General features: G+C 35.5%; 14 protein-coding genes and 1 tRNA gene. 4 read left to right on the plus strand and 11 right to left on the minus strand.

The features are described 5' to 3' along the window. Positions 1-49: 49 nt before the first annotated feature. Positions 50-1741: an energy-dependent translational throttle protein EttA gene (gene ettA, locus FJ651_RS12640; RefSeq protein ID WP_140990899.1), complete on the plus strand. Its 1692-nt coding sequence runs from the start codon at positions 50-52 to the stop codon at positions 1739-1741. Positions 1742-1773: 32 nt separating this feature from the next. On the opposite strand, the gene FJ651_RS12645 is transcribed toward ettA, so the two are convergent. The 3 genes from FJ651_RS12645 to FJ651_RS12655 form a co-directional block, all read right to left on the minus strand. After that, positions 1774-2001, minus strand: a complete 228-nt coding sequence (locus FJ651_RS12645) for a hypothetical protein (RefSeq protein WP_140990900.1) — start codon at positions 1999-2001, stop codon at positions 1774-1776. Positions 2002-2138: 137 nt separating this feature from the next. Continuing rightward, positions 2139-2870 (minus strand): MBL fold metallo-hydrolase, encoded by a 732-nt coding sequence (locus tag FJ651_RS12650; protein WP_140990901.1) that lies wholly within the window; start codon positions 2868-2870, stop codon positions 2139-2141. 27 nt (positions 2871-2897) lie between these two features. Continuing rightward, positions 2898-3926 carry a formimidoylglutamase gene (locus FJ651_RS12655; RefSeq protein WP_140990902.1) on the minus strand — a complete coding sequence of 343 codons (1029 nt, stop codon included), beginning with the start codon at positions 3924-3926 and terminating at the stop codon, positions 2898-2900. A gap of 95 nt (positions 3927-4021) precedes the next feature. Here FJ651_RS12655 and FJ651_RS12660 point away from each other — a divergent pair, with 95 nt between their 5' ends. Then, on the plus strand, positions 4022-4906 hold the full coding sequence (locus tag FJ651_RS12660) for a DUF3450 domain-containing protein (protein WP_140990903.1): 885 nt from the start codon (positions 4022-4024) through the stop codon (positions 4904-4906). A 50-nt stretch (positions 4907-4956) separates the two neighbouring features. On the opposite strand, the gene hutI is transcribed toward FJ651_RS12660, so the two are convergent. Next, positions 4957-6192, minus strand: a complete 1236-nt coding sequence (hutI, locus tag FJ651_RS12665) for an imidazolonepropionase (protein ID WP_140990904.1) — start codon at positions 6190-6192, stop codon at positions 4957-4959. A 107-nt stretch (positions 6193-6299) separates the two neighbouring features. On the opposite strand from hutI, the gene FJ651_RS12670 reads away from it, so the two are divergent. Further along, positions 6300-6878: a Crp/Fnr family transcriptional regulator gene (locus FJ651_RS12670; RefSeq protein WP_140990905.1), complete on the plus strand. Its 579-nt coding sequence runs from the start codon at positions 6300-6302 to the stop codon at positions 6876-6878. Between the two features lie 122 nt (positions 6879-7000). Here FJ651_RS12670 and FJ651_RS12675 read toward each other — a convergent pair whose 3' ends face one another. Beyond that, positions 7001-8401: a T9SS type A sorting domain-containing protein gene (locus FJ651_RS12675; protein WP_140990906.1), complete on the minus strand. Its 1401-nt coding sequence runs from the start codon at positions 8399-8401 to the stop codon at positions 7001-7003. 61 nt (positions 8402-8462) lie between these two features. Continuing rightward, positions 8463-9860, minus strand: a complete 1398-nt coding sequence (gene fumC, locus FJ651_RS12680) for a class II fumarate hydratase (RefSeq protein WP_140990907.1) — start codon at positions 9858-9860, stop codon at positions 8463-8465. Between the two features lie 197 nt (positions 9861-10057). On the opposite strand from fumC, the gene FJ651_RS12685 reads away from it, so the two are divergent. Further along, positions 10058-10240 carry a hypothetical protein gene (locus tag FJ651_RS12685; RefSeq protein WP_140990908.1) on the plus strand — a complete coding sequence of 61 codons (183 nt, stop codon included), beginning with the start codon at positions 10058-10060 and terminating at the stop codon, positions 10238-10240. A 106-nt stretch (positions 10241-10346) separates the two neighbouring features. Here FJ651_RS12685 and FJ651_RS12690 read toward each other — a convergent pair. The 5 genes from FJ651_RS12690 to FJ651_RS12710 form a co-directional block, all read right to left on the minus strand. After that, a tRNA-His gene (locus FJ651_RS12690) sits at positions 10347-10422 on the minus strand. Between the two features lie 270 nt (positions 10423-10692). Then, positions 10693-11415: a bacillithiol biosynthesis deacetylase BshB1 gene (bshB1, locus tag FJ651_RS12695; protein WP_140990909.1), complete on the minus strand. Its 723-nt coding sequence runs from the start codon at positions 11413-11415 to the stop codon at positions 10693-10695. A 178-nt stretch (positions 11416-11593) separates the two neighbouring features. After that, entirely contained in the window at positions 11594-12754 is a 1161-nt protein-coding gene (locus FJ651_RS12700) for a trans-sulfuration enzyme family protein (protein ID WP_140990910.1), read from the minus strand. Between the two features lie 23 nt (positions 12755-12777). Then, entirely contained in the window at positions 12778-13197 is a 420-nt protein-coding gene (locus FJ651_RS12705) for a hypothetical protein (RefSeq protein WP_140990911.1), read from the minus strand. A gap of 20 nt (positions 13198-13217) precedes the next feature. Then, positions 13218-13601, minus strand: coding sequence for an alkyl hydroperoxide reductase (locus FJ651_RS12710; protein ID WP_140990912.1), 384 nt, complete (start codon positions 13599-13601; stop codon positions 13218-13220). Positions 13602-13625 lie beyond the last annotated feature (24 nt).

Raw genomic sequence — 13625 nt, forward strand, 5'->3', positions numbered from 1 at the left:
TAACCGATTTCGTAAATCTTATATTGTAAATCTAATATCGTAAAAAATCATGTCTGACGATAAAAAAGTAATTTTCTCAATGTCTGGTGTTACCAAAAGCTTTCAAGGAGCGCAAACACCGGTTTTAAAAAATATTTATTTAAGTTTTTTCTATGGAGCTAAAATTGGCATCTTAGGTTTAAACGGCTCGGGTAAATCCACCTTGTTAAAAATTATTGCCGGTGTGGATAAAAACTATCAGGGCGATGTAGTTTTTGCTCCGGGTTATACCGTTGGCTATTTGGAGCAAGAACCAAAATTAGACGACAATAAAACCGTACTGGAAGTAGTTAAGGAAGGCGCTGCAGAAATAGTTGCAATTCTTGACGAATACAATAAGATTAACGATATGTTTGGCTTAGAGGAAGTTTATAGTGATCCGGATAAAATGGAGAAACTCATGAACAAACAGGCCGAACTCCAAGATAAAATTGATGCTTCTAACGCTTGGGAACTTGATACCAAATTGGAAATCGCCATGGATGCCTTGAGAACACCTGATGGTGACAAAAAAATTGGAGTGTTGTCTGGTGGTGAGCGAAGAAGGGTAGCGCTTTGCCGATTGTTGCTTCAAGAACCGGATGTTTTGTTGCTGGATGAGCCAACCAACCATCTTGATGCCGAATCTGTTCATTGGTTAGAACATCATTTAGCCCAATATAAAGGGACTGTGATAGCCGTTACGCACGACCGTTACTTTTTAGATAATGTAGCTGGATGGATTCTAGAATTAGACAGAGGCGAAGGTATTCCTTGGAAAGGTAATTACTCTTCGTGGTTAGATCAAAAAGCCAAAAGATTGGCATTAGAAAGTAAGGTTGCTTCTAAGCGACAAAAAACTCTTGAACGTGAGTTAGAATGGGTACGACAAGGTGCTAAAGGCAGACAGACCAAACAAAAAGCACGTTTAAATAATTACGATAAGTTATTGAGTCAGGATCAAAAACAACTAGACGAAAAGCTTGAAATTTATATCCCTAACGGACCCAGATTAGGCACTAACGTTTTAGAGGCAAAAGGAGTGAGTAAAGGTTTTGAAGATAAGTTACTTTACGAAAACTTAAATTTTAAACTTCCTCAAGCGGGAATTGTTGGTGTTATTGGACCTAACGGTGCCGGAAAAACGACGATTTTCAAGATGATTATGGGTGAAATCCAACCTGACCAAGGCGAATTTATCGTTGGTGAAACCGCCAAAATTGCTTATGTGGACCAATCGCATTCAAATATTGATCTTGAGAAAACCATTTGGCAAAACTTTAGCGATGAGCAAGAACTGATTATGATGGGCAATCGTCAGGTAAACTCAAGAGCTTATTTGAGCCGATTTAATTTTAGTGGTAGCGAACAAAATAAAAAAGTAAAATTATTGTCGGGTGGTGAGCGCAACCGCTTGCATTTGGCTATGACACTAAAAAAAGAAGGTAACGTTTTGCTTCTTGATGAGCCTACGAACGACTTAGATGTAAATACGCTTAGAGCCTTAGAAGAAGGATTGGAAAACTTTGCCGGTTGTGCTGTTGTTATTAGTCACGACCGTTGGTTTTTAGATCGTATATGTACCCATATTTTGGCTTTTGAAGGTAACAGCCAAGTCTATTTCTTTGAAGGTAGTTTTAGCGAATACGAAGAAAACAAGAAAAAACGTTTAGGTGGCGATTTGATGCCTAAACGAATAAAGTACAAAAAGTTAGTAAGGTAAAAAAAGAGGCGTGATTTAAATACACGCCTTTTTTATTTATTGTTGTTTTCGTACAAATGACCTTCGGTGAAGTCTTTGTAAGTTTCGTCTATTTTATAGGGTGAACTGTCTACCAATCGTTTGTTTTCTGCTTTAAGTTTGTACATTTTTACAATAGCAATAGCAATTAAAACAATAAAAACTGAGGCAGTAACCAAAAGTATTATGGTAAGTTGTTCAGTGCTTATAATAACATTCGCAAATGAAAAAGTAGGCTTCATTTAAGTACGATTTAATGGATTTGGACTGCTAAGATATAGAATATTTCAATACACTAACTCATTAATTTCAAAAAAAATACAAAATCACCTATCGATAAAGTGTTGAAAAAATCCGATAAGTGCCGTAAATACTACTATTAGTACCAGTTTAAAAGTTCAACTTTTATATCACTATTTTTTGATAATATTATTCGTTTAAAGTTCTCAATGTCGCTTAAACCATCTTTACCTCTATAATGGTAAGGTATTACAATTTTTGGTTTGAAGTCTAAAACAGCACTAGCGGCACTTTCAACCGTCATAGTGTAAGGAAGGTTCATACAAATAAAAGCTCTGTCTATGTTGGTGAGTTCACGCATTTCCGTAATGTCTTCGGTGTCACCTGAAATATAAATCCTCTCACCGGCCAAGCTAATGACATAGCCATTACCACGACCTTTAGGATGAAAGTTTAAGGCTTCTTCCCTCAAATTATACATGGGTACGGCCTCTATATTCAAACCAGACATGCTGTAACTGTTGCTATCGCCGTTATTTAAAACTTGTGTTTTTTTCTGAAGTTCTAAAGGTAATTTATCGAAAACTGCTTGCGGTGCAATAATTACAGCCTTATCAAGATTTAAAGATTGCAGGGTATCTAAACTCAAATGGTCACCATGTATATCGGTGATAAGAATAACTGTAGGACTGGGATGGTCCTTGTAAAGTTCTGCGTCACCAACGGGATCAGTATAAAATGCATTACCTTGATAGGTCATAACGAAACTGCCGTGATTTATAGGATGTATTTCTATTTGTTCCTGAGCTTTTAAAGTATTCAGGCCTAACACTATTGTAAAGGCCAACAGGCTATTTATAAGCGTTTTCATAGTTTGTAATTTTAAAGCATTTTTTATTTAAGATTCTAATTTTGAATGAGCTTTTATAAAATCGGTGATAAGGTAGCTCACAAATTTCCCAAGTAAAGCTTCATTGGCTTCATCAGGAATGCCTTCACAAATATGTAAATAGCCGGCATTTGGATTTTGCCCCATAAAGCTTAAAAAACAGCGCGCTTTATCACTGCTGTAGCCACTAGGTGTTTGCGCACTGCTATTAATATGTCTTACCGCATCTAGATCTAATTCAATGCCATAAGTTTGACTATTCACATGATTTAATGCGCGTTTTAGTTCGCTGTTAAATGAGGTTTCTTTTCTCACCCTGACTTCCTCATAGGTGTTAAAATCGATAGATTTAATTCGTTTAATAGTTTTTAAAATATTATTTGAAGTGTAATTTTCATGCAAACCAAAAATAAAATACTTGTTTAAAAATCCTTCTGCATATGCATAAGAAAAGCCATTCCCGCTGTGTCTGCCTTCTTCTGCTCTAAAGTCGGTGTGAGCATCAAAATTAATAACATTAATTGGGTGTCCTAAGGCTAGTGCAGTACCTTTTATACATCCGTAGGCATTGTTGTGGCCGCCACCAATTACAATAGGTACTTTACCCGCTTTTATAATTTGAGAAACCAAGAAAGTGACATCTCTATCAATTTGTCCCACTTTTTTTCTAGCTTTAGATAAATCTTTAGGATTATTTTGTTCTAATCCGGTTATTTTTTCCTGAAGATTTGAGTAGTCTAAACAACCTAAAAGAGCAATGCCTTTTGCCTTTAAAAATTTATTACTCTGAATATTGAGCAAACTGTTTAATACTATGGGCCATGCGTTGTAAGTTCCTTGTATGCCGCCATTAGCAAATACACCAATATCCTCCTGAACACCAAAAATTACAAATGAAACATCCAAATTTAAAATTTCCTCGTAAATAGAAGTGATTTGTGGCACCAATTGAATGTGCTCTCCAAACTTAGTTTCATTTGGCCTTTTAATAACTAATGAGTCAAGTTCGGTTTGAGTTAAATATTTAAGATGTTCCATTTTTCAAATAAATAAAAAATTAAAAGTACAGTATTTTAAAAAGAAGACAAAACAACAAAATTAATTAGAACAAATTAACTTAAAACAAGTAACAAATGGAAAATTCAAGCAGCAAAGGTAACGCATTAAAAATAGCCCTAGGCATTGCCGTAGTGCTATTTTTAGGACTCGGTTTTTACACTTCAAAAGTGATCAAAGACAACAAAAAACACGAAGCCGAATTGGTAAAAGAAAAAGAACAGGTAATGGCCGATTTAAGCAACATGGCTAAGCAATACGACATTGCCATTAGTGAAAATGAAGTAGCCAATGAAAAATTAGTTGAAGCCAGAGATCGCATTCAACAATTAATGGACTCGCTTAAAATATCTCAAAACAGTGTAAACAGTCTTTGGAGATACAAACAAAAATTCTTGGCTTTAGAAGATGAAATGGATAAGTTACTAGCAGAAAACGATCGTTTATCATTAGAAAACGAATTACTTGCAGCTACCTTAGACAGTACTCAAGTGCAGTTAGCAGAACGCACCATATTTACAGATTCTTTACTTGTACAAAATACTGAACTTGCTACAATTGTAAAAGGTGCAGCCATTCTGCAGCCTGTGAACTTAAAAGGTTTTGGTGTGATAGAAAGAAACTCGGGTAAATTAATACCAACCGAGCGTGCCGGAAGAAGCGACAAGCTTAGAGTTTGTTTTACAGTTGCTAAAAATAATCTTATTAGCAGTGGTGATCAATCTTTGTATGTTCAGGTAATTAATCCGCTTAACAACACTCTTGGTGTAAACGAGCAAATAGAATTTGATGATAAAATTTTAAACTACAGCTTGATAAGCACTTTTAATTATGAAAATAAAAATTTAGATGTCTGTGAGTTTGTGACATCTAATGACGGTAAATTTGAAAAAGGTACTTATAAAGTGAATGTTTTTCACGGGAAGAATTTGGTTGCTGCAACGGAATTTATTCTACAGTAACATCAAATTGATTAATAGCAGAAAAGCGCCCTGAATTCAGGGCGCTTTTTTTAATGTATAATACCATTCACAATAACGGTATCAATTAAATTTTCACCAAATGAATAGGGTAGAAGCTGATATCCTGAAATAGGTTTGGTAATAATGATATTGGCCTTTTTTCCTCTGGTAATACTGCCATACATGCTACTTAAACCCAATGCGTAAGCCCCGTTGATGGTGGCGGCATTAATGGCTTCTTCCGGTGTCATTTTCAATTTAATACATGCCAGGCTCAAAACAAAATTCATATTGCCACTAGGCGCCGATCCCGGATTGTAATCTGATGCAATTGCCAAAGGCAAACCGGCATCTAAAATAGCCCTTGCGTTTGTATAGGGAATACCAAGGAAAAAAGAACATTGTGGTAATGCAACCGGCATGGTATTGCTCTTTTTGAGCGCATCAATATCGTCGCTGGTTAATTCTTCCAAATGATCTACAGATAAGGCCTTGTATTTTACAGCCAATTCAACACCTCCAAAGGCGTTAAATTGATTAACGTGAATTTTTGCAGGTAGGTTATACTTTTGTGCAGCTTTTAAAATAAGCTCTGTGTCTTCAAGTGTAAAATAACCTTCTTCACAAAAAACATCAATGTAATGCGCAAGATTTTCTTCGTAAATCTTTGGTAGCATTTCTTTGATGATCATATCAATATAACCTTTTTTATTTTTTTTAAATTTCTCAGGAATGGCATGCGCGCCAAGAAAAGTGACCTTTACAAAAGCTTGGGTCTCCTTTTTTAAACGCTGAATGACCCGCAACATTTTCAATTCAGATTCAACAGTCAAACCGTAACCGGATTTTATTTCTATCACACCGGTACCAAGTTTTAGCAGTTTATTCAGTCTTTCCAGCGCTTGATTATATAATTGCTCCTCAGATTTTTCCTGTAGTTTTTTGGCAGAATTTAGAATGCCACCTCCTTTTTTGGCGATTTCCTCGTAGGTTAATCCATTGATACGGTCTATAAATTCTCCTGCACGATCTTCAGGGTAAACTAAATGCGTGTGAGAATCGCACCAAGCAGGTAGAACCACTCTTCCTGAGGCATCAATGGTGGTTTCTGCTTCAATACCATCACAATCAGACATTGGTCCGTATTCTACTATGGTATCGTTTTCTAAATATAAGTAAGCATCTTTTAAAACAGGCAAGTTATTCATTTCCTTACCTTTTAAAATAGTTACATTTGAATTGTAAACTTGCAGCAGTTCTTTGATGTTGGTTATTAGAATAGACATGGATTGGTTATCAGTTAATGGTGAAAAGAAGTGAATTTAACGAAAAAATATCAAATTTCTCACAAGTCTAAAAAAAATGAATGTAATTTCAAGCTTTATCTTTTACAATGGAAAATAAGAATTATCGATTTTTAAATACTATTTCGCCTGTTTCAGAATCTTTATTTAAAAGGTTGCAAAACATAAGCTCTTTTAAATCATTTAAAAAAGATGACGTAGTTACTAATTTTTGTGAAGTACCTACTAAGGCTTATTTGTTAGTAGATGGTGTTATGCGAGCATTTATACAAGATGATGATGGCAAGGAATACAATAAAAATATTTTTACACCTATGAGTTTTGTGGCTTCTTTTACTTCTTTAATTCACAATAAACCATCAAATTTATGTTATCAGGCATTGACCAATTGCAAAACTTTTGAGTTAGATTATGGTATGTTTTTAAGTATCTGTAAAGAAGACCTTCAAGCCAGTTTGCTATATATCAAGGTTTTAGAGCGTATTTTTGTTACCTATGAAAAACGCAACTTAGAACTATTATCTTTAGATGCAACACAACGCTATGAACAACTTAGAAGTCGCATTCCTAACATAGATGCGCTCATTCCGCAATACCAAATAGCATCCTATTTAAATATTACGCCGGTACAGCTGAGCAGAATTCGAAATTCTCCTCAAAAAAATTAACATATGTTAATGATTGAATGTAATAAAACAGGTAGTTTTGTTTAACTAAGAAATAATCCTAATTATTGATTAACTAGCTAACCAATTAAAAGCGAACAACAACAGTTGTTCGCTTTTTTGATTTATTGCTTTATTAATTTGAAGGGTTTGGAATTACCAGAAAGTTCAACAAAATAGATCCCGGGCGATAACGTAGATAAATTAATAGTAGCCAAATTGTCTATTTTAGTTTGAATTATAAGTTGTCCCAACTGATTGTAAAGTTTAAAGGTTTCGTTATTTGAGATTCCTTCAATAAATAAATAGTCAGTAACAGGATTAGGATAAAAAGACACTTTATTTTGGTTGAAATCATCAACCGAAAGTACTATCAATTGGTTCTCAAAATAGTTAAGGTCATTTTGATTAAAGGCTGCACTTACAATGTCTAAATCGCCATCATTGTCAAAATCTGCTACTGTAAATACGTAAGCCTGACTTTGGGTATTGTCGATTACTTCTTCAGCAGCGAATGAGCCATCACCCTGATTTTTAAACCACACAACATCATTTCCTGCACCTGAGCTGCCGCTGCTTAAAATAATATCTTTAAGTCCGTCGTTATCTAAATCAAACATTTTAACACTTGCCGGATTTCCGATACTGGTAGCAAATTCTGTTTCTATATAATTGGTACCATCAAATTCGTACCAGTAAAATTTACCAACACCTGGAGAAGCACCCAATTCGGTAGCAAGGATATCAAAATTACCGTCGCCGTCTACATCCTCAAAGCTACAATTAAAAAAGTTTCGTTTATTATCAGTAACAGGGTTGGCTTCTTTTAAAAAGCTAGTTGTGCCTGAAGGAATTAGATCGTTTATGTATACCTGAATACTGTTGACTCCAACCGTAAAAGACCCTGTCGATACGACTAAATCTAAATCGCCATCGCCATCAATATCACTCACACTCATTGAACCAGGATTTGTGATGGAGTTATCAATTAAATTGGCGCTTCCAAAATTACCAGTGCCGTCACCTTCGTACCAAAACACTGAATTAGCACTATATGCAGCGATAACTAAATCTACATTTCCGTCGTTATTAACATCGGCAAAAATAAAATCGGCAGCACCGCTAACTCCAGAAGCTAATATTTGTTGACCTCCAAAGTTGCCATTGCCATCGTTTGCAAACCAAGCTACGTTATTACTTGAAAATCCATTAGCAACTACATCTATAAATCCGTCATTATTAACATCATACAATTGAACCGATGTAATAGACGATAGCGTATTTGTAATTAATGGTTGAATGGTAAACGTACCATCACCATTATTTTTATACCATTCTAAGGTGTTTCCATTTAAAGTTCCTAAAACGATATCTTCAAACGCATCGTCATCTATTAACCCTGAAGCGATGGCATAAGGCTGCGCGCCGGTAGAAGTGTTAATGCTAACCTTAGGCGCAAAAGAAACCTGAGCAATGAAACAAAACGGAATGCACATTGCAAAAATAAAGAGTAGTTGTTTTTTCATAGAGTAGCTGTTGTTAAATTGATTAGTTGGAATCAAATATTTGAAAACCAAAAATATAAATTTATTTCATACTACCAACCATATCTTCCGGTTTTACCCATTCGTCGTATTCCTCCGCGTTGACGTAACCTAAATTAATCGCCTCTTCTTTAAGAGTTGTACCATTTTTGTGCGCTGTATTAGCTATTTCAGCAGCTTTGTAGTATCCAATTTTAGTATTGAGTGCTGTTACAAGCATTAATGAATTGTTTAGTAATTGCTTAATAACACTGTGATTTGGTTCAATGCCAATAGCGCAGTTTTCATCAAAACTCACGCAGGCATGACCAATCAACTCAGCCGATTGTAAAACGTTGGAAGCCATAACCGGTTTAAATACATTAAGCTCATAATGACCTTGTGTTCCACCAACTGTTACAGCGACATCATTACCCATTACCTGAGCGCAAACCATGGTTAAGGCTTCGCATTGCGTTGGGTTTACTTTGCCGGGCATTATAGAGCTTCCCGGCTCGTTTGCTGGTATTATAATTTCGCCAATACCACTTCTTGGACCGGAAGCCAGCATTCTAATGTCATTGGCAATTTTGTTGAGAGAAACAGCCAGTTGTTTTAAGGCGCCGTGTGTTTCAACTAAGGCGTCGTGTGCTGCAAGCGCTTCAAATTTGTTTTCAGCCGTTATAAATGGCAAACCGGTAAATTGTGCTATGTATTTTGCAACTAATACGTCGTATCCTAAAGGCGTATTGAGTCCGGTACCAACCGCTGTACCACCTAAAGCCAACTCGCTTAAATGCGGTAAGGTGTTTTTTAGCGCTTTTAAACCGTGATTTAATTGAGATACATAACCTGAAAATTCTTGTCCTAAAGTTAAAGGTGTGGCATCCATTAAATGGGTTCTTCCAATTTTAACTACCTCTTTAAATGCTTCAGATTTTTGTTGTAAAGTATCTCTAAGTTGCTCAACACCCGGAATGGTGACATCTATTATTTTTTTGTAGGCAGCAATATGCATTCCGGTTGGGAAGGTATCGTTAGACGACTGAGATTTGTTAACATCATCGTTAGGTGAAATGGTTTTTTCGTCTTCTCCAATAGTTTTGCCGGCAAGTTGATGCGCTCTGTTAGCAATCACTTCGTTAACATTCATGTTGCTTTGTGTACCTGATCCGGTTTGCCAAATAACAAGCGGAAACTGATCATCGTGTTTACCTGATAAAATTTCATCACAAACTGTAGCTATTAAATCTCTTTTGGCTTCACTTAAAACACCTAATTCACAATTGGTGTAGGCAGCAGCTTTTTTCAAATAAGCAAATCCATAAATAATTTCTATTGGCATGGAGGCGGCAGGACCAATTTTAAAGTTGTTTCTTGAACGTTCTGTTTGTGCGCCCCATAGTTTGTCAGCAGGTACCTTTACCTCGCCCATGGTATCTTTTTCTATTCTGTAAGACATGATGTTAGTTTTTAATTAAGTGATACAAATTTACGAATTTTGGTAGGATTTTATAAGAAGGTTAGGGCTTATAATTACAAATAATAAGTAAGGAAAATGAATGAAAGTAAATGTTGACTTACTTGTTAATAATTACGCATTTTCTTTTTGTTTAACTAATATTGTTAACTTATATTTGCAATATAATTATTGTTATTATGTTTGAATTTGATCAATATTTAGGATTTCTTGCGTTTTTAACCATTTTAACCATAGGGTTTTGGTTAATGATATTTTTGTTAACATTTGTAATACCTTACTGGGTATTTGGAGCAACGATAGAGCGCTTAAAAGAAATGAAAGAAGAAAAGAAAGCTAAGAGAGAAGCAGCTTCTCATTAAAATATACTTGTTTAGAGTAATTGAAGGAAATCGAAAGATTTCCTTTTTTTATGCTTGGATTTCAAGCACAAAAAAAGCCTTTCAAAAACTGAAAGGCTATATTTTTGGGTGGAAGATCGGTCTCGAACCGACGACCTCCTGAACCACAATCAGGCGCTCTAACCAACTGAGCTACAACCACCGTGTAAAATTGGAATGCAAATGTAATTTATTTCCCTATTTCTGCAAAGTGTTTTATTAAAATAATTAACATATTAACTTCCTAAAAGTACCACTAATCCGCCAAGTTCCTTGAGCACAAGTTACACGAATATATTATTTCAAATTATCGTGAATATAATATTCAAGAAGCGTTCCAATCAATTTAACCGATATAATAATTAAATGTGCTAATTATGGCATTAAGCAAGGTTTAATAAGGAAAAATTACAAACTAAAAAACTAGATGTTTTTTAAATCAAATCAAATAACGATTCAACAGCCGGATAACGCTCAACAGTGAAACCTTCGCCATACTCAGTGCCAATGAGTCTGCCTAAGTTTCTTGCTCTGTATTCAATACTATCGGTGAAATTTTTGCTACTGATAGGTGTTTCGGGTTCGTCGCTTTTGGGATCGTAAAACTGACTACTGTATGCCATTACCGCTTTTAGTTTAATTTCCATAAAACCCGTAACATTCATCACAACATCAGGTTCAATATCTTTCCATTGAATATAATGATAAACCGCTTTTGGTCGCCAGGCATCTTGCCAGTCGTCGTGGTCTTCGTGTTTGGTATCTATTTTAATTAATCCACTTAAAAAACAAGCATCACTTACCAGTTTGCTAGCCTTTGCATGATCAATATGTCGGTCTTCAATAGCATTGCAAATGACTATTTCAGGTTGATATAAACGAATCATTTTAATCAATTCTATTTGGTGCCATTTGTCGTTTACAATAAATCCGTCTGCAAATTCCATGTTAGATCTTACTTTTGCACCTAATATTTTTGCAGCGGTTTCAGCTTCTTGGTCTCGAGTTTCTGGTGTGCCGCGGGTTCCCAGCTCACCGCGGGTAAGGTCTAAAATTCCCACTTTTTTTCCGCCTGCTATTTCTTTGGCTAAGGTGGCGCCACAGCCTAGTTCAACATCATCGGGATGTGCGCCAATGGCTAAAATATCTAGTTTCATCTATTTATATTTATTGTTTTTAAGCGGTTAGATGGAACGCCCTAGGATAATCATACTTCTGTGTGTCAGTATTTTTACATGCGCGTTTCATCTGTTTATATTTATTGTTTTTAAGTGGTCAGATGGAACGCCCTAGTATAATCATACTCCTGTTTGTCAATATTTTTACATGGGCGTTTCATTTATTATTTTTTGTTTGGTTGATGGCCTGATTAATATCGTTTTGTAAATCTTCAATATCTTCAATTCCTACAGAAAAGCGTATGAGTTGGTCGCTTATTCCAACTGCCATACGTTCTTCGGGAGTTAAAAGGGCATGAGAGGTTAAAAACGGAGAAATAACAGTGCTTTCAACGCCGGCCAAACTCATGGATGATTTAATGAGTTTTAATTGTTTTTGAAATTTAAGAGCGTCAATATCTTCGTTTAATTCAAACGAAAGCATCGCTCCAAATCCATGCATTTGCGACTTTGCCAATTCGTGTTCCGGATGTTCTTCTAAACCCGGATAGTATACATTTTTGATGTATTGATGATTACTAAGCCATTTGGCCATATGTAAAGCATTATTGGTTTGCGCCTTCACTCTTAATCCTAAAGTCTTAATACTGCGCTCTAACAGCCAAACGGTATAGTCGCTTAAATTACCCCCAAAGTTAATGGCGGAATGCCAGATATGTTCAATTAAATCTTTGGAAGCAGCTAGAGCTCCCGCACTTATGTCTGAATGACCTCCCAAATATTTTGTAGCAGAGTGCATTACAATGTCAATCCCAAAGTCTATTGGATTTTGATTTACAGGCGAAGCAAAAGTATTATCAATGGCCGATAAAATGCCTTGTTGTTTTGCCAAGCGCGCCACAGATGCAATATCGGTAACCGTCATGAGCGGGTTTGACGGTGTTTCTATAAATATGAGCTTGGTGTTGCTTTTAATGGCTTTTTCAAAATTTTTTGTTTTGTATCCATCGGTAAAGGTGTATTCAATGCCGTACTTGGGTAATTCCTTTTTTATAAAGTTAACTGTACCGCCATAAAGTGTGTTTTGTACTACAACATGGTCTCCATGTTTTAAAAAGGCCATAAACAAGGTACTGATAGCTGCCATACCCGAACCAAAGATTAGGGCACTATCTGTATGCTCTAGTGCTGCAATTTTTTGGGCTAAAAATTCCTGATTGGGCGTGTTAAAGTATCTGGGATATCTTTTAACATCGACATCTAAAAATTCGTAGGAGGTTGAGACGTAAATAGGGGATACGGCGCCTTTAAATTGATTGTCAACCACTTCGCCAACGTGTGTGCAAATGGTGTTTAAGCCTAATTTTTTCAAGATTATATGGTGTTAATTATAAACGCAATTTAAGGATAATAAACAAAATTTATGATTGAAAGCAGGAATAAAAACGTCCACAATATGGTGCGATTCCAATTTTTAGATACCAGTTGATCTAAATGGGTTGAAGAAGCAGATTCATTATCAATTTTTTGATGGATTGGAACAAATACCAAAAAAGTTAGTAACCATAATATCAAAACAACAACTAACGAGATAATACTAATTAAATTACTTTGATACCAGGCATTTATAATTGTTATTACAAGTTGAGAAAGCATTAACGGTAGTACGATGTATGCTACTCTAGAGGTGTACGAGCGATGCCATTTAGTTAAGTTGTCAGGATTATAATATTTAAAACTTGGATAAATTACTAACTGTACTGCCCAAATTAGCACAGCAAACCCAAAGTCGATAACAAGTTGAAGTGTTTTAAAATCCAATTTTTTTGTTTTTAAGTGTCTTACGATAATTTCCAATTAGTTTCCTGATGTACTTTTTTCAAAATTAGAAAAAATGGAATCCACCAAATAAAATCGTTGGTGATGAGCGTATAAATAAATTGTAAAGGTACTGTTTCGCTAAAGTAGTTGTAGAAAAAGCCTATTGGACCAAATATTTTACCCAGAAAACCAACGGCTACAATTGGCCAATGCTTAATTGGATTGTATGACGCCCACCAATATCCAAGTCCGTAAACGCCAATAACCAAACCCATACCTTGCCAAACCATAGGATGATTAAGAGTTTCCATACCTACTAATTTAAAAAAATGATTTGGAAATAATACTACCCATGCACCCCACAAAATATTATATAGGGCAGCTAGTTTTAAAGTTAATTTCATAGGTGATTTTTATGCAAAAATACA

It is taken from the genome of Paucihalobacter ruber (assembly GCF_006494535.1).
Lineage (GTDB): Bacteria > Bacteroidota > Bacteroidia > Flavobacteriales > Flavobacteriaceae > Paucihalobacter > Paucihalobacter ruber.